Below are 21,946 nucleotides of genomic sequence, written 5' to 3' on the forward strand. Positions count from 1 at the left end.
TCGCGGGCTTGGCGGACCGCGAAGGGCGTGCCACCGGCCCTGGCCGGACCGGTGGCACGCCCTGGAGTCCTGCGGCCGGGCGCCGCGTCAGGCGGCGTCGCGCACCGTGCCGGTGAACTCCGGTCCCGGGTGCGGCTGCCCTGACCAGTCGTAGACGAGGGGCCGCAGTCGCAGGGACTCCGGCGGTTCGCTCACCCGGTCCCTGACCGTGGGCACGGACACGTCGACGGTCCGCGCGCCGGCGGGGACCGCGAACCACAGGGTCGGCTCCTCACCCACCGCGGACAGCGGCCGGGCGGGGGTCGGTTCTTCACCGAAGACGTCCCGCAGCCACGTGCTGTCGACGTCCGTGGTGGACAGCTCCGGGCCCTGGCCGGCCGGCAGGAAGGCGAAACCCGCCTGCACGTCCGTGTCGGCCGTCTCCGACAGCGTCACCCGCCAGGTCAGGCTCTGCCCCTCGGTGACCCGGTCCGCGACCGGCGTCACGCGGGCCGTGGGGACCGGGTCGTCCTCCTTGACGGTCAGCCCGCCGTGGTATGAGCCGACCACCGTGCCCCGTACGGCCTTGGCGAACACGTCGTACGAGGCGTCGTAGCCGTAGCGGGTGTTGCCCCGCACCTCGATGGGCACGTCGATGTCGTGATGGCCGGGGCCGACCGTCACGACGCGGGAGGTGGCCTGGTCGGCGTCGGGCGCGGAGAGGAAGATCCGGACCTGGCCGTGGCCGGGGCCGGTGACGTGTACCGGGACGTGGTGGGTGCGGGTCCCGGAGTCGCCCTCCTCGACGGTCTGCCGGCCGATGTCGATGCGGGGCAGGGCCGCGGGCCGTACGGCCGGGACGCCCGGCCGCCATCCCCAGGCGTCCATCAGCCAGGCCCGCCCCGACCGGCTCCGGGGAGTCAGCTCCAGGGCCGTGACGTGCCGGAGGTCCAGCCCGGCGCGGGTCGCGGCGGACAGCGGCACCCGCACCTCCCGGGCCCAGTAGGAGGTGGTCCGCTCGGTGCCCGGCAGCCCGTCGACGCGGGCCTCGCCGAGGGCCGCCCGGTGGCCCGACGCGTCGGTGAGGGCGACGTCCAGGCGGGTCCCGGCGGTGTTGGGCGGCACGATCACGCGCAGCGCCAGCTCCCGCGCACCGGCCACGGACACCGGACGGGCGGGCCGGATCCGCACCGGGGACCCCGCCCTCGTCCAGTGCGTCGCCACCGCGTACCGGCCCGGCTCCGGCGCCGGCTCCCACGCCGTGAAGTGCGGCGACGCCTGGGTCCCGTCGGGCGGCAGGCACGCGGTGGCCGGGTCGCGGTCCACCTGCCCGCACAGCCGCCCGCCCGTCACGGCGACGGAGTCGTCGGGCACGACCACCGGCGTGCGTCCCCCGCCGACGGCGTGGGTGAGCACCCGCGCGGGATCGGCCGACGGCGCCCGCCGGCCCGAACCGTCCAGCAGCGGCAGCACCCGGTCGTCACCGGCGACGAACAGCCGGGCCGCCGCGGCGATGTACGTGGAGCCCGCGGCCTGCTGCTGGGCCGCGGTCAACCGGGTCTTCGTGCCCGGCGTGCACACGGCGTCGGGCGTGTCACCGGTCTGGAAGTCGTCCTCGGCCGGAGCCTGCGCCTGCCCCGGGGTCCACTCGCTGTTGAAGAAGTTGTGGTTGGCCCCGGTCATGTACACCGCGCTGTGCAGCGCCGCGCCCCGGCTCACCCCGCGGGTGCCGTCGAGGTACAGCTCGCCCTGCAGGTCGGAGACGTCTCCGTCGCAGCCCGGCAGTATCGTGACCGACGGTACGTCGGGGGCCGGGTTCTGCCCGAAGAGCGTGGGGCCTATCAGCACGGTGCCGCGGATACGCCACCGTACGGGGCCGTGGTACCCGTCCTGGCCGGCGGGCGGCCGGGACAGGCTGTCCAACGCGGCCCGGTCGACCCCCTCCCCGCCCCGGGAGTGTCCGACCAGGAGTACCCGGGAGAGGTCGGCCCGCGCCACTGCGCGCACCGCCGCCGGCGCCGAGTCCCGGTCGGCCGCCCACCGCGCCCAGCGGGCGAGGTGCAGTCGCACCAGCGACGAACGGGCCTGCGCTCCGCCGTCCTCGTCGAGGTAGTCCTGGGCGTTGACGGCGTTGGCGGAGATCGACACCGTCACATAGCCCTGAGAGGCCAGCAGCCGCTGGTCGTGCAGGTAGCCGCGGTAGCTCGGCACCTCCCGGTCTCCGGGCGCGCACGGCCACTCCGACTCCCTCGCCTCCCGCGCCCGGTGCCCTTCGGGGGTGTAGCAGCTGGAGTGGCGCCCGTGCAGGAAGAGCGCCAGCGGCCGGCGGCCCGGCGCATCGGCCGGCCCCACGACCGCGGCCCGCATCTCCAGCGGTTCGGGGTAGCCGGCCAGGGGCTCCGACGGCAGTTCGTACTCCCCGCCGACGGTCCGGTAGGGCCCCGGAAGGCCGGGGTCGACCGGGTTCGGGGGCAGGGCGGGAGCCGGGCGCACCGGTGCGGCCGGCCGCCGGGCCTGCGGCGCGGAACCGGCCGCGTCCAGTCGGCGCCCACCCGCCCGCACCTGCAACCCCGCCGCCGCCCCGACCCGCGCGCCGCCCAGCCGGAGCCGGAACGTACGCCGGTCCGCTCCGGCCACCGGCACGCCCAGCAGCCGGTGCCCGGCGTGGAACTCGACGCGCGCGTCCCCGGGGGGCACCGGGGCCGCGGCGTGCCAGACCAGCTCCCTCCCGGCGCCCGTACCGGAGATCTCCCAGCCCTCCGGAAGCCGCTCGTCGGAGCCGCCGGGCGGTGCGGGCGGCGGCGAAGCGGCAGACGGCCGCACGGGCACCGATCCCGGCGACGCGTGCGCCGGCCCCGGCGCTCCCACCGCCAGCGCGATGACCGCCGCCGCGGCGGCGGTCACCAGGCGCGGGACACGGATCACAGTGGTCCTCCTCGTCATCGGCCTCGGATCGGCCGTGTCATGAGGACCCCGCAGGCGCCGAACACGGCCAGGGTCCCGCACCGGAGGACGGTGGCTGCGCCCCGCAGGTTGTCTCGACCCGCGCACTCCTCACGTGTCCTGTCCCTCTGTCAGGTTCCTCGCGCCAGGCCGCCAGGACGGTGCGGTCGAGGGCGACGGTACGGTCGAGGGCGTCACGCGGGACGAGGGCGGCCAGGGCGGTTCGGCGACGGCAGAGGTGACCGGCCCGGGGCCGCCGCACCGCGACGCGGCGGTGCGGCGGCCCGGGGCCGGGCGCGGGAATTCTTCCCGCCGCGATACGGGCATGTCCCGGACCCCGAAAAGCGGGCCGCGCCGCCTTTCGCACCGTACGCGTGCGAAAGGCGGCGCGGCCGGCGTTTCGGGGTCACTCGTCCTCTTCGACTTCCAGTTCCTCGTCCAGGGCCCACCAGCGCTCGATGACCGGCCCCTCGGGCACGATTTTCGTCTCCGTCCAGAAGGACCGCGCGTTGAGCTCGACGAACTTCGGCGACTGGCTCTGCACCGCCACCGCACCGCGCCACAGCTGAAGGGGCGGCTTCTTGCACGGCTCGCAGCGCCAGGACCGGATGCCCTGGAAAATGGCGAAGTCACAGCTCTTCTTGGCACGGAGGATGCCGTTGACCGTGGCGATCTCCGAGCCGTCGGGAAGAATCTGGGACTGGTAGGTGACCTCGATGAAGACCGCGTGGCAGGTGATCCTGCCCTCGCCGAAGGTCAACAGTTCGTGAGAACCGTTGGCCATCGGGACGCGGTGGGCCTCCAGCCTGAGCTTGTACTTGGCGATCAGATCCTGCGTCATCTCGCTCTCCTCTTTCGTGCGGGTGTCGAGTGTGTTCGGTGAAGGGGGCACCGAACAATTCGAGCGTCCGCCGTCCGAGCCGGGGAAAACAATGCGTAATCAAGACTTCCGAGAAATCCGCGACAGGGGCCGACCGGCCGGGAACCACGCGGAATCAGGTCATAAAATATGTCCCTGCGACGGACATACAAGCGGACCGCCGACACGTCCGCGAAGTCGCCCGCCGGGCGCGTGCACGGGCCGCGGCCGGAGGCCGGGACGGCGCCGCGAACGGGCCTGACGGAAAGTCATAATTCCCGTCGAAGCGATTGGATCGCCGGCCTCGCCCCCGGCGCGCCCCAGTCCGCCCCTGCGCAGGCCGCGGGTTACACGGGTCACCGGAAGTGCCGCGAGAGCCCGGCGGCACAGGCGGTGCCGCCGTGAACGCTGTCGCCGGTGGGACGCGAGTGCCCGTACGCCGCCGGCGACCCCGCGCGGCGGCGTCCTCGACGGCGCGACGCGCGGCGGCGCGCGCCCCACCGCGCGGCTGACCGGAAACGACCCGTGTCGCGCCGCCGCGCGCCCTCAGCGGGTTCCGGCGCGGGCGGTCCGCCGCGAGCGCACGCCGGTACGGCCGACGACGACAGCGGCCACCCCTTACACTCCCTTTCGCACCTTTTACTGTTGAATGAGGGGAAGCATGCACCCACAGGGACCACCCCGCTCACCGACGGGTGACCGGCCGGCCCCGCAGCCCGACTGGACCGACACGTTGTCCGAGCCCGCACCGCCCGCGACGCACTGGCGCTTCGCCCTGCCGCACACCACGGCGGCCGTCCCCCTGGCCCGTGCGCTGGTACGGTTCGCCCTGTCCCGCACCGGCGCCGCCGTGGACCGGGAGACGGCGGAGCTGCTGACCACGGAACTCGTCGCCAACGCCGTGCAGCACACCGACGGCGACGAGCCGCTGAAGCTGATCGTGGCGCGCACGGCCACCGGCTGGCAGGTGGAGGTCCACGACCCGGACCCGTCGCTGCCCGGCGGCCTGCCCCCGCCCGCCGACCGCGAGGGCCGCACCGCCCGGGACCTGCGGGACGACTGGGAGCAGCGGAAGATGAACGAGCGCGGGCGCGGCCTGCGGCTGCTGCGCACCCTCAGCGCCGACTCCGGCTACCGGGCCACGGCGCACGGCAAAGTCGTGTGGTTCACCCTGCCAGCGTCGCCACCAGCACCGCCTTGATCGTGTGCAGGCGGTTCTCGGCCTGGTCGAAGACGATCGAGTGCTCCGACTCGAACACCTCGTCCGTCACCTCCAGCGAGGTCAGCCCGTACCGGTCGTGGATCTCCCGGGCCACGACCGTGCCCAGGTCGTGGAAGGCGGGCAGGCAGTGCAGGAACCGCACCCGGTCGTTGCCGGTGGCGCGCAGCGTGTCCACCGTCACCGCGTACGGCCGCAGCAGCGCGATCCGCTCGTCCCAGACCTCCTTGCTCTCCCCCATCGACACCCACACGTCGGTGGCCACGAAGTCCGCGCCGCGCACCCCCTCGGCCACCTCCTCGGTGATCGTGATCCGGGCGCCGGAGTCCTGTGCGAGGCCGCGTGCCAGGCCGACGACCTCCTCGTCCGGCCACAGCGGCCGCGGCGCGACGATGCGCACGTCCATGCCGAGCAGCGCGCCGGTGACCAGGATGGAGTTGCCCATGTTGGACCGGGCGTCGCCCAGGTAGGCGTACCCGACGCGGTCCAGCGGCTTGTCCGCGTGCTCGGTCATGGTCAGCACGTCGGCGAGCATCTGGGTCGGGTGCCACTCGTCGGTGAGCCCGTTGTAGACCGGCACCCCGGCGTGCGCGGCCAATTCCTCCACGACCTCCTGGCCGTGCCCCCGGTACTGGATCGCGTCGAACATGCGGCCCAGCACGCGCGCGGTGTCCTTCACCGACTCCTTGTGCCCGATCTGCGAGCCGGCCGGGTCCAGGTACGTGGTCGAGGCGCCCTGGTCGGCGGCGGCGACCTCGAAGGCGCAGCGGGTGCGGGTGGAGGTCTTCTCGAACACCAGGGCGATGTTGCGCCCCGTGAGCCGCCGCCGCTCGGTGCCCGCGCGCTTGGCGGCCTTCAGCTCGGCGGCCAGGCCGACCAGGTGCCGGAACTCCCCGGCGGTGAAGTCCAGCTCCTTGAGGAAGTGGCGACCGGTCAGGTCGTACGCCATGAGGGGGCTCCTAGGTCACAGCGGCGGCGGCCGCGACGGCGGCCGTACCGGCGGCACGAACCATGGAATCGTATACGGAGTGCCGCATATATACGACCGCAGGACCCGGAGGGCTACGGGTCACCGGCTACCGGCTACCGGACGGCGTCCCGCTCCACCGGGCAGCTCATGCACCGCGGCCCGCCCCGGCCCCGGCCCAGCTCGCTGCCGGGGATGGTGATCACCTCGATACCGCGCTTGCGCAGGTAGGTGTTGGTCGTCGAGTTCCGCTCGTACGCGACCACCACGCCCGGCTCGACGGCGAGCACGTTGCAGCCGTCGTCCCACTGCTCGCGCTCGGCCGCGTGCACGTCCTGCGTCGCGGTGAGCACGCGGACGGAGTCCAGGCCGAGCGCCGCCGCGATGGCCCGGTGCATGTGCTCGGGCGGGTGGTCGGTGACCTTCAGCTCCTGGCTCTCCGCGCCCGGCTCGATGGTGTACGAGCGCAGCTGGCCCAGGCCCGCGTACTGGGTGAAGGTGTCCCCGTCGACCATCGTCATCACCGTGTCCAGGTGCATGAACGCCCGGCTCTTGGGCAGGTCGAGCGCCACGATCGTACGGGCCGAACCGGCCGCGAACAGCCCGCGCGCCAGCATCTCCACCGCCTGCGGGGTGGTGCGCTCGCTCATCCCGATCAGCACCGCGCCGTTGCCGATGACCAGCACGTCGCCGCCCTCGATCGTGGACGGGTAGGCGGCCTGCCCCTCCGACCAGACGTGGAAGCCGCCGCCCGCGAACAGCGGGTGGTGGCGGTAGACCGCCTCGTAGTGCACCGTCTCGTGCCAGCGGGCCGGCCAGCGCATGGCGTTGATGGACACCCCGTCGTACACCCATGCGGACGCGTCCCGCGTGAACAGGTGGTTCGGCAGCGGGTGGACCAGGAAGTCGTCCGGTTCCATGGTGTGGAAGCGGACGGACACCGGCTCGGGGTGCCACTCCAGGTACTCCCGCTTGGTCATGCCGCCCACCAGCGCCTCGGTCAGCTCGGCGGGCGGCAGCTCGGCGAAGGCCGCGCGCAGGTGGTCGGTGGCCAGCGGCCCGTACTCCTTCTCGTCGAACACCCGGTCGAGCACCAGATCCCGCGCCGCGGGCACCTCCAGGCTCTCGGCCAGCAGGTCGGCGAACAGGTGCACCTCGACACCCAGCTCGCGCAGCACGTCCGCGAAGCCGTCGTGCTCCTGGCGGGCCCGGCGCACCCACAGCACGTCGTCGAACAGGAGTGCCGCCTTGTTGGTGGGTGTGAGCCGCTTCAGCTCCAGGTCGGGGCGGTGCAGGATGACCCGGCGCAGCCGACCGGCCTCGGAGTCGACGTGGAATCCCATGCCTCCATCTTCGCGCCTGGCGGCCGGAGGCGGACGCCGGGGGCGGGCGGGCTGGTACGGCGGGGCGGAGCCCTGGCCCGTGCCGCCTCGTCGGACGGGTCGCGCGGGCCAGGTGCCCCGGGACGGGCCCGGGTCCGGGCCGGCGCCGCGCCCTCCCCTCCCGGCCGGGCCCCACCGACGCGGGCGTCCGCCGCCCCTCGTACGGACCGGACGCCCGCCGCCTGTCGCAGCCCGCAGCCGGGGGCGCGCGGCCGTCAGCGGGTCGCGAGCACCACGATCAGCACCAGGGCGACCGCGATCACCGTCAGCAGCGCCGCCACCCACAGCTGGCCGGGCTGGAGGTCGATCCACCCGCCGTCGTCACCCCGCGGCCCGCCCGGGGACCGGCGCGGGGCCGGCCGGTCCGGGCCGCCGTGCCGCGGGACCGCGCCAGGCGGTACGGCCGGCCGGTACGGCACGCGGACGACCCCGGCCACGGGATCCGCCCCGGCCGCGTGGTCCGACTCGGACGCGCGGTCCGACGCGGACGGCCCGCCCGCGTGGTCGTGGTCGGCGCCGGCCGTCCAGGCGGCGTGGTCGGCGCCGGTGAACAGCGCCTTCCAGCCGCGTTCGCCGAAGCCCGTGGGCGGGCCGCCGCCGACGATCCGGCGCACCGCCTCGCGGCCCGCCCCGTCGCGCGCGGCCCACAGCCGGGGCAGCACCCGCGCCAGCAGCTCCGGGGCCGCGCCGCGCGCCGCGTACGGGCGGACCAGGCCCTCGTACAGCAGGACCGCGTTGCGCACCCGCAGCCTGCCGCCGCCGTCCCCGGGCGGACCGCCGTCCGCGGGCCACGGGCCGCTCACGGCGTCCAGGTAGAGGCCGGCCGTCAGCACCCGCTCGCACACCGCGTCGGCCGCCTCCGGGCGGCGCTCGGGCGCGCGCCGTACCAGTTCCACGACGACGCGGGCGGCCCGGTCGGCCGGCAGTCTCTCGTCCAGCGCGGCCAGCAGCGCGCCGTCGTCCGCCTCCCACAGCGCCTCGGGCAGGGCGCCGCCGCCGCGCCGCAGCGCCTCGCGCAGCGTGCGCGCCCCAGCCGCCGGCCGCCGCGCCCGGTGTCCCGTCCGCTCCCCCGTCGGGTCCATGTCTCCCCGTCCTCTCTCGTCATGCGCCTCGCACCCCTGTCGCTCGCTCGTGTCCCCCGGTGTCCGCCCCGTGCCTTAGACGGGTCCCACGCCGTCACAGCGTTTCGAGCACCTCGCGTATCCGCGCGGCCGCCCGCCCGCCCGCGGCCCCGCCGGCCTCCCCGGTCAGCAGCGGCAGGAAGTCGCCCAGCGTCCGCAGCTGCGCCTGGTCGCCCGTGGCCCGCCGCAGCCAGGCGACCAGTGCCTCCTGTGCGGCCGCCGCCGAGCGCGGCGAGGTCAGCGCGGCCCGCACCAGGCCGGCCAGCCGCTCGGCGCACTCCGGCCGCGCGGCCAGCAGGGCACCGGCCAGCGGCCAGCGGCCGTACGGCTCGCAAAGGGACGTCTCCCAGCCGCCCCACAGCCGGGAGGCGCGCAGGGTCAGGGCGCGCAGCACGGTCAGCAGGGCCAGCTCGCGCAGGCCCGGCTGCTCCTCGCCCAGCCACTGGCCGAGCCGGGCCAGCACCGGCCGCGGCTCGGGGCCCGCCAGCAGGCGCGCGACGCTGAGGGACGCGGCCGCGCCGCCGTCCGGCCAGTCGGCCCGGCCCAGTTCGTCCAGGGCCGCCCGCACCGAGTCGGCCACCAGCCCGTAGCCGTGGGCGAGTGCGGCCGTCAGCCGCAGCGGCTCGTCGGCCGGTCCCGCGGCCGCCCAGTCGCGCAGCAGGGCGGCCACGGCGGGGCGCACGCCGGGGTCGCGGGCCGCCTCGGCGACGGCGGTGGCCGCGGCCGGCCGCCGCACCGGGCTCCCGGCACGGGCCAGCGGCAGCAGCAGCTCGGTCAGGCCGTACAGGAGGTCGCGGGCGCACAGCGCGCCCGCGGCCGCCGCGGCCCGCACCCACACCTGCGGGCGCGGGTCGTCGCACAGCTCGCGCAGCCAGCGGGCGACCGGCGCGCGGAGGTTGTGGTGGCCGTCCCACAGCTCGGACAGCACCGCGGGCGCCAGCAGCCGGCCCCGGTAGCGGGCCACGCGTACCGGCACGGCCGCGTCGCCGAGGTCGGCGGCGCCGGTGCCGGCCGTCGCGCGCGCGGCGGCAAGGCGGGCCGCGTCGGGCGGGCCGAACAGCGCGCGTCCCGGCGCGTACTGGGGGTCGAGCGCGACGGCCAGCTCCCAGGTCAGCAGCTCGGCGGCCTCGGCGGCGACGCTGTGGGGCGCGCCGTTGAAGACGGCGAGCGCCACGCGCAGGGCCGTCGCGCGCAGCGCGGGCAGGGCGTCGGGCAGCGCGGCCGGGCAGTCGGCGCCCGCCAGCCACGCGCGCGCCTGCCGGGGCGCCAGGCTCCGGCAGGCGTCCAGCAGCTCCGCGTCGGTCAGCCGGCCGCGGGCGTGCGCGGCCAGCCGGCCGGCCAGCCACGCCGCCTCGCCGGGACGCGGCTCGTCCAGGCCGACGGCGTGCCACAGGTCGGCGCGGGCGGCGGTGCGCCGGGCGGCGGCCAGGGCCTCCGGTTCCCCGGCCAGCAGGTCGGCCAGGTGGGCCTGGAGGACGTCGTGGGCGGGCGGCGGCTGGTGGGCGGCCGCGTGGCGGCGGTCGCGCAGCAGCCGGTCGGCGGTCTCCTCGTCGGCGACGAGCACGACCGCGTACCCCTCCCGCTCGGTGAACAGGGCGCGCAGCAGGTCCAGGTGGCGCTCGGGCCCGGCGCGCAGCGCGTCGGCGGGGACCTCCAGCAAGTAGCCGTGGCCCTTGTCGACCGCGCCGCTGTCGGGCGTGACGCGGGCGGTGCTCAGGGCCAGGCGCCGCACCCGGCCCCCGGCCAGCTCGCCGAGCAGGGTGAGCGCGGTCGCGGCGCGGCCGGTGCCGTGGTCGCCGCACAGCGCGAGGGCGCGGGCGGCGGCGAGGCGGTCCCGCAGGGCGTCGTGACCGGCCGGCTTCCGGTAGACGCGGCGCAGCCGGGCCAGCTCCTCGGCCGGGACCGGGCCCTCGGCCCGCGGGCCCGGTCCCGGGCCGGCGGGGTCGTCCGCCGCGCCCGTTTCGGCGCCGGTCCCGGCGCCCGTACCGGCGGCGTACAGGCTGGCGCGGGCCTCGCGGGCGAGGTGGGCGGTGCCCGCTTCGGCCAGCGGGCCGCAGTCGGGGACCGCCAGCCGGCTCGTCCGCTCCGCCGCCGGCTCCCGGCCGTCCTCCGGTCCGCTCATCGCTTCGCCGTCCTTCCCCCTGGGTGGCCGCGCTGGATGGCCGCCGTACGGCTGTTCCGGCCGACCGTCCGGTCCTGCCGGGCGGTACGGGCGGTCGGCGGCGTACCGCCCGGCGCCCGTACCGCCCGGTGGGCCTGTACGACCGACGCCGTACAGGCCCTTCCCGGTCCGTGCCGCGCACGCCGGCCGCGGCACCGGCCGGCGGACCGCCGCGGTGTCCGGGAGACCGGCGGGCCGGAGCGGGCGGCGGGGTCTCCCCCCTCGGGCCGTCCCGCCGCCGCTCCGCGGCGCCGGGCCGTGGGGCCGCGTGCTCCCCCGCGGCACACGACCCGACCGCCCACGCGCTCCAGCGTCCCGGCCCGCGCGGCCGGTGGCTGTAGCCGTTTACACAGCGGCCCGCGGCGTCTTGCACACGGGGCTCGTGGCTCCGGCGCGGGCGCGGGCCGGTCCGGGCGTACGTGGCCGGTTCGCTCAGGCCCGGCCCTCGGCCAGCAGCCGCAGCAGTTCCACGTCGCACACCACGAAGCGGCGCGGAGCGGTACGCACCACGCCCTGGTCGCGCAGCAGGCGCAGCGCCTTGGCGACCGCCTCCCGGGTCGAGCCCACGGCGGCGGCGATGTCCTGCTGGGGCAGCGGCAGGTCGACGACGACGCCCTCGCCCTCGACCGGGCGGCCGGTGCGCTCGGCGAGTTCGACCAGGCGGGCGGACAGCCGCTGGAGCACCCGCTCGGAGGCCAGCGCCCGCCGCTCCCCGTCCGAGGCGCGCAGCCGGGAGCTGAACTGACGCATGATCAGTACGGTCGCGGCGGGCCGTACGGCCAGGTACGCGCGGAACCGGTCGCCGGGTACGACCACCGTCTGGAGCGGGCCGAGCGCGGTGACGGTGGCGCTGCGCGGCCGGTGGTCTATGGCCGCCTGGTCGCCGACGACCTCGCCCACGCCGCGCAGCGCCAGGATCAGGCGGACGCCGCGCTCGGTCTCCACCGAGACGGCGGCCCAGCCGGCGAGTATCGCGGCCACGAAGGACGTGGCGTCGTGCTCGCGCATCACGGCCTCACCCGGCTCGTACGCCCGGGGGACGCCGAGCGCGAGCAGCGCGCGCCGGTCCTCGCCGGGCAGCGCCTGGAGGAAGGGCCTGCCGCTGTCGAAGAGACCCATCACGCCCTTCCCACTGGTCGTCCCGGCCCGGCGTCTTCCGTCTCTTCTGTTGTCCGCGGCCGTCGGCGGCCGGCGGCGGCCGGCGAGGGTGGCGGCCGTCGCCGGGTCCCGGCCCGGCCACTGAGAGTGACGCAACGGTAGAGAGTAGGTCCAGGCCCGTCAATGGTGCACGTGGGGTGGGGGTGCGAAGGCCCCGGGCCCCGGGCGGCGGACCGTCCGGAGCCCGGGGCCGCAAGGGGCCGGGCCGTGCCTACAGGCGCGGGTCCACCGGCTCCGACTCCAGCGCGAGCACCGCGAACACCGCCTCGTGTACGCGCCACAGCGGCTCGCCGGCCGCCAGCCGGTCCAGGGCCTCCACGCCCAGCGCGTACTCGCGCAGGGCGAGCGAGCGCTTGTGGCCGAGGTGCCGCTGCCGCAGCCGGTCGAGGTGCTCCGGGCGGGTGTACTCCGGGCCGTACACGATGCGCAGGTACTCCCGCCCGCGGCACTTCACGCCCGGCTGCACCAGCCGGCCGCCCTCGGTCCGCGTCAGCGGCTCCAGCGGCTTGACGACCATGCCCTCGCCGCCCGCGCCGGTCAGCTCCAGCCACCAGCGCACGCCCTCGGCGACCGACGCCTCGTCGCCGGTGTCGACGTACACCCGGCCGGTGGGAGCCAGCAGCGGACGCGCCCGCCGCGCGTCGTGCGCCACGAGCCGGTCGATGAGCGCGAGCTGCTGGTCGTGCGGCACTCCGGCGAGGCTGCGGCCGCGCACCGCGAGCAGCTGGAACGGCGCGAGGCGCACGCCGTCCAGCGGCTCGCCGACTGCCTCGCCGGTGCGCCAGCAGTAGCGGCGGTAGGCGGCGGTGAAGGCGGCCGCGTCGGCGGCCCGCGCGCGCTGCCGCTCCAGCAGCCCGGCCACGTCCACGCCACGCCCGGCGGCGCTCTCCAGCGCGGCGAGCGCGCCGGGGAAGGCCGCGCGGGAGGCGGCGCCCACGGCCGCGTACTGGTGGCGCAGCAGGCCGCCCGCCTTCAGCGACCAGGGCATCAGCTCGCCGTCCAGCAGCAGCCAGTCGGTGTCCAGCTCCTCCCACAGGCCGGCGCCCGCCACGCTGTCGCGCAGCCGGGCCAGCAGGTGCTCGGTGGTGGCCGGGTCGTCGAAGAACGGCCGCCCGGTGCGGGTGTGCACGGCGCCGGTCACGCCGCCGGCAGCGCCGAAGCGCTCGCGCGCGACGGCCTCGTCGCGGCACACCAGGACCACCGCGCGGGAGCCCATGTGCTTCTCCTCGCACACCACCTGCCGCACGCCGTCCGCGCGGTACGCGGCGAACGCCTCGGCCGGGTGCTCCAGATAGCCGACATCAGCGGCTCCGCCGCGGGCCTCCTCCTGGGAGGTGACGCAGGGCGCCATGGTCGGCGGCAGGTAGGCCAGCAGCTCGGGCGCGACCGCGAAGCGGCTCATGACCTCCAGGGCCGCCGCCGCGTTCTCCTCGCGGACCGCGACGCGGCCCAGGTGGGCGGTCTCCACGACGCGGCGGCCGTGCACGTCCGCCAGGTCCAGCGGGCGGCCGGCCGCGCCGCCGGGCGCCTGCGGGGCGAGCGGCTTGACCGGCTCGTACCAGACGCGCTCGGCGGGCACGTCCACGATCTCGCGCTCCGGCCAGCGCAGCGCGGTCAGCCGGCCGCCGAAGACGCAGCCGGTGTCCAGGCACAGGGTGTTGTTGAGCCAGCTCGCCGTCGGTACGGGCGTGTGGCCGTAGACGACGGCGGCCCGGCCGCGGTAGTCCTCGGCCCACGGGTAGCGCACGGGCAGCCCGAACTCGTCCGTCTCGCCGGTCGTGTCGCCGTACAGCGCGTGCGAGCGGACCCGGCCGGAGGTGCGGCCGTGGTATTTCTCGGGCAGGCCGGCGTGGCAGACCACGAGCGCGCCGCCGTCCAGCACGTAGTGGCTGACCAGCCCGTCGACGAACGCGCGCACCCGGTCCCCGAAGCCGGGGTCGGCGCCCTCCTCCTTCTCCAGCTGCTCGATCGACTCGGCCAGGCCGTGCGTGTGCTGGACCTTGCGGCCCTTGAGGAAGCGGCCGAGCTTGTTCTCGTGGTTGCCGGGGACGCACAGCGCCGAGCCGTCCGCGACCATGCCCATGACCAGGCGCAGCACGCCGGGCGTGTCGGGCCCGCGGTCGACCAGGTCGCCGACGAGCACGGCCGTGCGGCCCTCGGGGTGGGCGGCGCCGACCGCCCGCCCGGCCTCGTCGCGCGTGAGCACGTACCCCAGCCGGGCCAGCAGCGCCTCCAGCTCGGCGCGGCAGCCGTGCACGTCGCCGACGATGTCGAACGGGCCGGCCAGGTGCCGCAGGTCGTTGTAGCGGCGCTCCAGGACGACGCCTGCGGTCTCGGCCTCCGCCTCGCCGCGCAGCACGTGCACCGTGCGGAAGCCCTCCCGCTCCAGGTGCCGCAGCGAGCGGCGCAGCTCGCGGCGCTGGCGCGGCAGCACGTGCGGGGGCAGGCCGGCGCGGTCGGGACGGCGCGCGTTGCGCGCGGCGCACACCTCCTCGGGCATGTCGAGGACGACCGCGACCGGCAGCACGTCGTGCTCGCGGGCGAGCGCGACGAGGTGGCGGCGGGCCTCGGGCTGCACGTTGGTGGCGTCCACGACGGTCAGCCGCCCGGCCGCCAGCCGCTTGCCCGCGATGTAGTGGAGCACGTCGAAGGCGTCCGGGGTGGCGCTCTGGTCGTTCTCGTCGTCGCTGACCAGGCCGCGGCAGACGTCGGAGGAGACCACCTGGGTGGGCAGGAAGTGGCGGCGGGCGAACGTCGACTTGCCGCTGCCGGTGGTGCCCACGAGCACGACGAGGCACAGGTCGGGTATGCCCAGGCGGCGGGCCGGGGCGGTGGTGTCGGTGGTGGTCACGCGGCCGCCTCCTGCGCGGTCGTACGCCGGTCGGAACGGGCGTCTGTACGGGCGCCGTCCGGGCGGCCGTCGCCGCCGGACAGGGTGAACAGGGCGAGCTGGGTGGGCGCGCCGACCTCGGGGTCGTCGGGTCCGACGCCCTGGAAGGCCACCTCGTACCCGTACCGCCCGGCGGCCTCGGCGGCCCACGCGCGGAACTCCTCGCGCGTCCACTCGAAGCGGTGGTCGGGGTGGCGCACGTGCCCGGCGGGCAGGCTCGGCCAGCGCACGTTGTACTCGGCGTTGGGCGTGGTGACCACGACCGTACGGGGCCGGGCCGCGCCGAACACCGCGTACGCCAGGGCGGGCAGCCGCGGCGGGTCCACGTGCTCCACGACCTCGCTGAGCACGGCCGCGTCGTACCCCTTCAGGCGCGCGTCGGTGTACGCCAGGGAGCCCTGGAGCAGCTTCACGCGGGCCGTCTGCCGCTCCGGCAGGCGGTCCAGGCGCAGCCGCCGCGCCGCCTCGCTCAGCGCGCGCACCGACACGTCGACGCCCACCACCTCGGTGAACCGCGGCTCCTTCAGCAGCGCGCCCACCAGCTGGCCCTGGCCGCAGCCGAGGTCGAGCACACGGGAGGCGCCGCACGCGCGCAGCGCGGCGAGGACCGCCTCGCGCCGCCGCACGGCCAGCGGAACGGGCCGCTCCTCGGTGTCCGCCGCCTCGTCCACGGCGTTGTCCAGCTCCTCGGGCTCGGCGTCGTCGGCCTCGGCCAGCCGCGCCAGCTCCAGCCGCTCCAGCGCGTCGCGGGTCAGGCCGCCGCGCCGGGCCAGGTAGCGGCTGGTGATCAGCTTCCGCTCGGGGTGGCCCTCCAGCCAGCCCTCGCCGGAGCGCAGCAGCTTGTCGACCTCGTCGGGCGCCACCCAGTAGTGCTTGGCGTCGTCCAGCACCGGCAGCAGCACGTACAGGTGCCGCAGCGCGTCGGCCAGCCGCGCCTCGCCCGCCAGCACCAGCCGTACGTACCGCGAGTCGCCCCACTCGGGGAACTCCTCGTCCAGCGGCACCACGTCCGCCGCCACCGCCCACCCCAGCGGCTCGAACAGCCGCCGCACCAGGTCGGGTCCGCCGCGCGCGGGCAGCGCGGGCACCTCCACCCGCAGCGGCAGGGCCCGGCCGGGCAGCTCGGGGCGCGCCGCGCACTGGCCCTTCAGCGCGCTGGAGAACACCGTGCCGAGCGCGACGGCCAGCAGCGAGGACGCCGCGTACGGCCGGTCGTTGACGTACTGCGCCAGCGCCGAGTCGGGCGCGCCGCCGCGCCCCCTGCCCTTGCCGCGCCGCACCAGCGCCACCGGGTCCACCTCCAGCAGCAGCGCCGCGGTGCAGCGCTCGGGCGCCGCCTCGGGGTAGACGACGTGCGCGGTGCCGTAGGAGGTGGCGAACGCCTGTGCCTTGTCGGGGTGCTTGTGCAGCAGGAACCCGAGGTCGGTGGCGGGTCGGTCGGGGGTGCCGGTGGCGGTGACAGTCAGGAACACACGAGCGAGTATCACAGCGGGCCCGGCCCGGCCGGTACCGATTTTGGCTGGTGGCCGGGCGGCTCGCTGACGGCGGGTCAGCCTGCCAGGATCTGCGGGCCGGACTCCTTCAGCACGGCGCCGGCCCAGCGGATCTGGCGCAGGGTCTCCGGGTGGCAGTCCTGGACCAGGGCCAGCAGGGCGGCGTCGTGGGTCGCCTGGGCGGCCTGGCCCAGCAGCACCCAGTCCACCGACACCGCGGAGGCGTCGGCGCAGACCTTGCGCAGGTCGCGCAGGAGCGCCAGGCCGTCGCCGTCGGTGCCGTGGCCGCCGCCGCTCTCGCCGCCGTCGTGGTGGCTGCCGTCGTGGTGGCCGCCGTCGTCCCAGTCCGTCACGCCGTAACGGGATCCGGCGTCGGTGAGCGCACGCGCGTGGCGGCGGGACCAGGCGGCCAGGTCGCGGGCGAGGTGGTGTACCTCGTGGTCGGCGCGGTGCCGTTCGGCGACAGCCAGCAGGTGGCGGGCGAGCGCCTCCTCGTCGCGGTGCAGGTCGCGCAGGACCGGTCCGATGCTCATGGCGCGGCTCCCTACGGGCGGTGACTTCTACAGGCTGGGTGGTCGGGCTAGGCGGTGGGCGGCTCGGTGGGCGCCGGGGCCTCGTCGGCCTCGGCCGCCGCCCCGCCCCGGGTCGGCGGGACTCCCTCGGCCAGCGGCGCCGAGGCGGCCGTGGTGGGCGCCGGGGCCGGGGCGGGGCGGCGGGCGAGGAGCCGCACGCGCGCGGCGGCGGTCTTGTACAGGGGCTGCTTGGAGGCGGGGTCCCAGTCGGTGAGGGTGAGTTCGTTGGCCGCGCGCGGGGCGCCGTCGGGCCGGTGTCCGGCGTCGGTGTCCCAGTAGCCGTAGTGGAAGGGCAGGAAGACCACGCCCTCGCGGATGCCGGTGATCCGGGCGGCCGCGCGCACGCTGCCGCGGGGCGTGGCGATCTCGACCAGGTCGCCCTCGGTGACCCCGGCCTCCGCCGCGTCCGGCGCGGACAGCTCGGCCCACACCTCGGGCGCGGCGGCTTGGAGCTGCGGGGCGCGGGCGGTCCTGGTGCGGGTGTGGAAGTGGTAGAGGGTGCGGCCGGTGGTCAGCAGCAGGGGGTAGTCGTCGCTGGGCCGCTCGTGGGGCGGCAGGTAGGCGGCGGCCTTAATGACGGCCCTGCCGTCCGGGTTCAGGGCGCGGTACTCGACGGGCTCCAGGGGCGCGCCGGTGACCAGGTCGCGGCCGTACGCTTCGCAGTCGTCGGGGCGGCTGGGGAACCGGCCGTCCGCGTACAGCCGCTCCGTGCCGTCCGGGTGGTCCGCGTCGCACGGCCACTGGACGCCGCCGCGCTCGCGCAGCAGGTCGTAGGTCAGGCCGGTGTAGTCGCAGGGGCGGCCGCGGCTGCACTCCTGCCAGGCGGCGAAGGCCGACCGGGGGTCGTGCCAGGTCACCAGCGGCCCGCCGTCCTTGTCCCGCAGGTCCAGGCGCGCCGCGTAGTCCAGGAAGACGTCCAGGTCCGCGCGGGCCTCGCCGGGCGGTTCCACGGCCTTCTCGGACAGGTGCACGGTGCGGTCGGCGTTGGTGAACGTGCCGGTCTTCTCCAGCCAGCCCGCGGCGGGCAGGACGACATCGGCGAGCTGGGCGGTCTCGGTCGGGAACAGGTCCTGTACGACCAGGAACAGCCGCTCCTGGGCCAGGACGGACCGGACGCGGCCCAGCTCCGGCAGGGACACGGCCGGGTTGGTGCCGGACACCCACAGCATGCGGATCGAACCCTCCTCCGCGTACCGCAGCATGCGCATGGCGTGGGTGGGCGGCCCGTAGTGCGGGATGCGGTCGGGCTCGACGTTCCAGATCCGGGCCAGGTCGGCGACGTGCGCGTCGTTGGCCCAGTTGCGGAAGCCCGGCAGGTCGCCGTCGGCGCCGCACTCCCGGGTGTTCTGCGCGGTGGGCTGGCCGTTCATCTGGAGCACGCCGCGGCCGGGGCGGCCGAGCATGCCGCGGACCAGGTGCAGGTTGTTGACCTGTACGGCGGCGGCGGTGGCCTGGTGGGACTGGTAGAAGCCCTGGAGGACGGTGGACAGCAGCCGTTCGGCGCCACCGAGAATTCTGGCCGCTTCTGCGATCGCCGCCGTTGAAACCCCGCAGATGCGGGCGGCGCGCTCGGGCGGGTAGTCCTTGACGGTCTTCTCCAGCTCCTCGAAGCCGACGGTGTGCGCGTCGAGGTAGGCCCGGTCGGTCCAGCCGTTGGTGACGATCTCGTGCAGCAGGCCGTTCATCAGCGCCACGTTCGTGCCGGGCCTCGGCGCCAGGTGCACGGTCGCGGCCCGCGCGACCGGGGTGGGCCGGGGGTCGACGCAGATCAGCGCGGGCGGGCGCGGCCCGGCGAGCCGGTCCAGGACCCGGCTCCACAGCACGTCCTGCGTCTCGGCCATGTTGTGGCCGAAGCAGGCGATGACGTCGGCGTGGTCGATGTCGGCGTACGAACCGGGCTGGCCGTCGCAGCCGAACGACTCCTTCAGGGCCGCCGCGGCCGTGGCCGTGCACAGCCGGGTGTTGCCGTCGAGGTGGTTGGTGCCGATGCCGCCGCGCGCGATGACGGCCAGCGTGTAGTACTCCTCCAGGAACAGCTGCCCGCTGGTGTAGAAGCCGATCGCCGAGGGCCCCCGCTCGGCCAGCAGCTCCCGGGTGCGGGCCACGACGCGGCCCATCGCGGTGTCCCAGCCGGTCTCCACCAGCCGCCCGCCGCCGTCCCGGACCAGCGGGCGGGTGAGCCGGTCCGGCGAGGCGTTCGCCTGCCAGCCGAACAGGTCCTTCGGCCCCAGCCGCCCCCGGTTGACCCGGTCCCGGGCACTGCCGCGCACCCCGACGACGCGGCCGCCCCTGACGGCGACGTCCATGGCGTCGCCGTTGGAGTGCAGCACCGACGCGGTCGGCACCCACCGGTCGACCTGGTCGGCAGTGACGCCGGGGGCCAGGTGCGAGTCGACCCGCACCGGCCAGGGCTCGCCGGGCCCGTACGGCGTCCGGGCCCCCCACGGCTCGGCGATCCGATCCCTGCGCGCCATGTGAATGCCTCCTTACATCCCGGCGGACAACCTGCGACTGTCCTCTCCGAGCGATGTCAGTCGGACGGACCGGAAGAGGAGGGCATCCGGTACGATCATGAGCCTTTCCCGCCACCACCTGTGGGACCCGCCCACGGGGCCAGCCGTCCACCACTCGTACGGGCCCCGGAAAGGGAGCCGGCCCCCTCCCCTCCGAAGGCCGACGCCCCTACACGAGTGGCCCGAGCGAAAACGGCAGGCGCCTCGCGGGGAGACCGGCCGCGCCTCGCCCCGGATTACACGGGGCAGGAGGAGTACTGGTTCAGTTCGTCCACACTGGGCTTGAACCTGTTCTCCCAGTCGGGAAACGCCTCGACGATCGACTCGAACTGGTTCTTGAAGTACGCTGACCACTTTTCGTTGAGAAAATTACGCAGCGCGCGCACCAGTGCTTTGCAGTCATTCATGTGCCCCTTCGCCAGCCCTATCCCGTAACGGTTGGCGCTGCCGAAGGAGAGGTCCCGCACGACACGCAAGCTTTTATGCACCTGGGCATAACCGTAGAGGATCACCTTGTCGGTGAAAACGGCATCCGCTTGCTTGTTCAGCAGGTCTGATACGCAGGTGCTGAAGTCGGGCTGCTCGTAAGGCTGAAGGTTCCCCGGCAACAGGTGCGCACTGGCCGACGTCGACCCTTCGCCCGTACAGATCGACTTTTCGGCGGTGATATCCGCCAGGCCATGGATTTTAGATTCTTCCCGGACCAGCATCCCTTGGCTCGTGCTCAGATAGGGCCCGACGAAGTCCATATCTTCCTTCCGATCATCGGTGATCGAGTACGTGGCGATGACGAGCTTGTTTTTGCCGTTTTTCAGGCTCTCCTCACGATGGGATGACGTCACATCGGTGATCTGCGGAGTGAAATTGAGCTCCTCCCCCAGATAGTGAATCAGATCGACTTCGAATCCGCTGTCCGAGTGCCTGGAGTGCAGGTTGAAGCCCGGCTGGTCACTCTTTCCGCCGATATTGACTGTTCCGGTGAGCATGGTCCGCGGTCCGCCATCACCGCATGCCGTAGCCGCCAGCAGCAGGACGGAGACGACTACTGCCCCGATGCGGCGTCCCCAAGCGATGGTCATTCAGTATCGGTTCCCTGTCCTCACTAGTCGTGGAGAATGCCTTTTTCGACCGAAATATCCAGCTCGCAATTCGTCTCGGTTTCGAGCTCCACGGCGAGCTTTCCGTCGTGGAGTCCAGGACCGAGACCGATGTCCACGGAGCGGCCGGGCGACGTCCTGAACGTGTCCTGCTGGCCGTTCGCCTTCGTGCTCCTCACCGTCAGCTTGTTGTGCGGCGAGGAATGGCAGTCGGGCAGTTCGGGCCTGTGGTCGGCCACCTGGAAGGTGATACGCAGCCAAGGGCGCGAGTCGTCGACATGAAAGGTCGCCGTCGCCGTTCCCCCGTTCGTGAGACCGTCGGCGCCCACCATCTTGATCTTGTTGGTGATGTCGATCGGCCTATGGTTCTCGTGATGCCGGACGATCAAAGCGGTCAGCCCGACCAGTGCGATGGCGGTCGGCAGAGCGAGGAGGGTGCTCCGCGGCCAGGGCGGCTCGTCGACGCCCCGGACTGGCGCCAGAAGCACTCCGACGAAGGCCAGCATGCCGGTCGCGGTCGCGAAGGGCGTGGCGGGGTCATCCGCCAACCACGCCCACATCGACGCGGACCCGACGATGACCAGACAGATGGTGAAGATCGTCAGGGTCAGCAGCATCGTGTCGCTCGGTAACCAGCCGAGCAAGACGCGTCGCCACCGCGCAACCCGCGTCCTCAACCGGTCTAACGAGGACGGATTCCCCTCCGCAGACACACTTCCCCCATGGTCGTCGCCAAGGCGGAGGACGAGGATACGGCTCGTCCCGCCCCTCGCGAAAGTCCCTGCCAGCCGGTCACCGAAGGGAAACGGCCGCAGGCTGCGGGCCCGGGGACTCGGGCCAGGCACCCCAGCTGAACCCTCTCCCTTCACCGCGGTCCCACGGCAGCGGCGAGCTGAGCGATACGGTCCGGCCCCACCCGGCAGCACCCGCCGACCAGCCGTGCGCCCGCCGCCTGCCAGTCGGCCACCCGGGCCGGGTCGAACGTCGCGGGCCCGCGCCAGTGCCGTCCGGCGGCGTCCCAGCCCTCCCCGCTGTTGGGGTAGACGACGACGGGCTTGCCGGTGACCTCGGCGGCGGTCTCGACGGCCCGGTCGGCGTCGGCGGGCTCGCAGCAGTTGACGCCGACGGCGATCACCTGGTCGTTCCCGGCGGCGAGCGCGAAGGCGTCGCGCAGGGGCTGCCCGGCCCGGGTCCGGTCCCCGGCGACGCTGTACGACAGCCACACGGGCACCCCGCACCCGTCGACAGCACGCAGCAGCGCCCGCGCCTCGTCGGTGTCCGGCACGGTCTCCAGCGCCAGCACGTCCGGCCCGGCCGCCGCCAGCGCTTCGACGCGCGGCCGGTGGAACCGCTCCAGCTCGGCCACGGTCAGCCCGTACCGCCCCCGGTACTCGCTGCCGTCTGCGAGCATCGCCCCGTACGGCCCCACGGACGCCGCCACCCACACGCCTTCCCCGGCCGCCTGTGCCTGCTCGGCGACGCGACGCGCCAGCTCCACACTGCGCCGCAGCAGCCGCGTGGCTTCTCCGGCCCCGATCCCGCGCCGCGCGAAGCCCTCGTACGTCGCCTGGTAGCTGCCGGTGATCAGCACC

Annotated in this window: 15 protein-coding genes; 1 reads left to right on the forward strand and 14 read right to left on the reverse strand. The window is 75.1% G+C overall.

What is annotated here, in order from left to right; all coding sequences use genetic code 11:
* Positions 1 to 87 precede the first annotated feature (87 nt).
* Positions 88 to 2,904 carry a hypothetical protein gene (locus tag RKE29_RS02510; RefSeq protein WP_312003326.1) on the reverse strand — a complete coding sequence of 939 codons (2,817 nt, stop codon included), beginning with the start codon at positions 2,902 to 2,904 and terminating at the stop codon, positions 88 to 90.
* 424 nt (positions 2,905 to 3,328) lie between these two features.
* Entirely contained in the window at positions 3,329 to 3,763 is a 435-nt protein-coding gene (locus tag RKE29_RS02515) for a hypothetical protein (protein ID WP_312003327.1), read from the reverse strand.
* Between the two features lie 751 nt (positions 3,764 to 4,514).
* On the opposite strand from RKE29_RS02515, the gene RKE29_RS02520 reads away from it, so the two are divergent.
* Positions 4,515 to 4,982 (forward strand): ATP-binding protein, encoded by a 468-nt coding sequence (locus RKE29_RS02520; protein WP_312003328.1) that lies wholly within the window; start codon positions 4,515 to 4,517, stop codon positions 4,980 to 4,982.
* Here RKE29_RS02520 and argF read toward each other — a convergent pair.
* The 12 genes from argF to mmuM all read right to left on the reverse strand — a co-directional run.
* Positions 4,948 to 5,949 (reverse strand): ornithine carbamoyltransferase, encoded by a 1,002-nt coding sequence (gene argF, locus RKE29_RS02525; protein WP_312003329.1) that lies wholly within the window; start codon positions 5,947 to 5,949, stop codon positions 4,948 to 4,950. The genes RKE29_RS02520 and argF overlap by 35 nt on opposite strands.
* Positions 5,950 to 6,083: 134 nt before the next feature.
* Positions 6,084 to 7,310 (reverse strand): arginine deiminase, encoded by a 1,227-nt coding sequence (locus RKE29_RS02530; protein ID WP_312003330.1) that lies wholly within the window; start codon positions 7,308 to 7,310, stop codon positions 6,084 to 6,086.
* 254 nt (positions 7,311 to 7,564) lie between these two features.
* A complete protein-coding gene (locus RKE29_RS02535) occupies positions 7,565 to 8,431 on the reverse strand; it encodes a hypothetical protein (RefSeq protein WP_312003331.1) in 867 nt (288 codons plus the stop codon).
* 94 nt (positions 8,432 to 8,525) lie between these two features.
* Positions 8,526 to 10,592: a hypothetical protein gene (locus RKE29_RS02540; RefSeq protein WP_312003332.1), complete on the reverse strand. Its 2,067-nt coding sequence runs from the start codon at positions 10,590 to 10,592 to the stop codon at positions 8,526 to 8,528.
* Positions 10,593 to 11,063: 471 nt separating this feature from the next.
* Entirely contained in the window at positions 11,064 to 11,750 is a 687-nt protein-coding gene (locus RKE29_RS02545; RefSeq protein ID WP_312003333.1) for a Crp/Fnr family transcriptional regulator, read from the reverse strand.
* Between the two features lie 250 nt (positions 11,751 to 12,000).
* Complete coding sequence (locus RKE29_RS02550) at positions 12,001 to 14,640, reverse strand: polynucleotide kinase-phosphatase (RefSeq protein WP_312003334.1); 2,640 nt, start codon at positions 14,638 to 14,640, stop codon at positions 12,001 to 12,003.
* The gene (locus RKE29_RS02555; protein WP_312003335.1) at positions 14,637 to 16,151 is read right to left on the reverse strand and encodes a 3' terminal RNA ribose 2'-O-methyltransferase Hen1; all 1,515 of its coding nucleotides are present in this window, start codon (positions 16,149 to 16,151) and stop codon (positions 14,637 to 14,639) included. Before RKE29_RS02555 ends, RKE29_RS02550 begins: the two co-directional genes overlap by 4 nt.
* Before the next feature lie 77 nt (positions 16,152 to 16,228).
* Positions 16,229 to 16,705, reverse strand: a complete 477-nt coding sequence (locus tag RKE29_RS02560; RefSeq protein ID WP_312003336.1) for a hypothetical protein — start codon at positions 16,703 to 16,705, stop codon at positions 16,229 to 16,231.
* A 47-nt stretch (positions 16,706 to 16,752) separates the two neighbouring features.
* Positions 16,753 to 19,218: a molybdopterin oxidoreductase family protein gene (locus RKE29_RS02565; RefSeq protein WP_312003337.1), complete on the reverse strand. Its 2,466-nt coding sequence runs from the start codon at positions 19,216 to 19,218 to the stop codon at positions 16,753 to 16,755.
* Positions 19,219 to 19,493: 275 nt separating this feature from the next.
* The gene (locus RKE29_RS02570; RefSeq protein WP_312003338.1) at positions 19,494 to 20,336 is read right to left on the reverse strand and encodes a transporter substrate-binding domain-containing protein; all 843 of its coding nucleotides are present in this window, start codon (positions 20,334 to 20,336) and stop codon (positions 19,494 to 19,496) included.
* A gap of 23 nt (positions 20,337 to 20,359) precedes the next feature.
* Positions 20,360 to 20,971 carry a hypothetical protein gene (locus tag RKE29_RS02575; RefSeq protein WP_312003339.1) on the reverse strand — a complete coding sequence of 204 codons (612 nt, stop codon included), beginning with the start codon at positions 20,969 to 20,971 and terminating at the stop codon, positions 20,360 to 20,362.
* A 248-nt stretch (positions 20,972 to 21,219) separates the two neighbouring features.
* Positions 21,220 to 21,946, reverse strand: a 727-nt coding sequence (mmuM, locus tag RKE29_RS02580) for a homocysteine S-methyltransferase (RefSeq protein ID WP_312003340.1), incomplete at its 5' end; no start/stop codon positions are given.

The sequence above is a fragment of the Streptomyces sp. B1866 genome (assembly GCF_031932565.1).
In the GTDB taxonomy this organism is placed as follows: domain Bacteria; phylum Actinomycetota; class Actinomycetes; order Streptomycetales; family Streptomycetaceae; genus Streptomyces.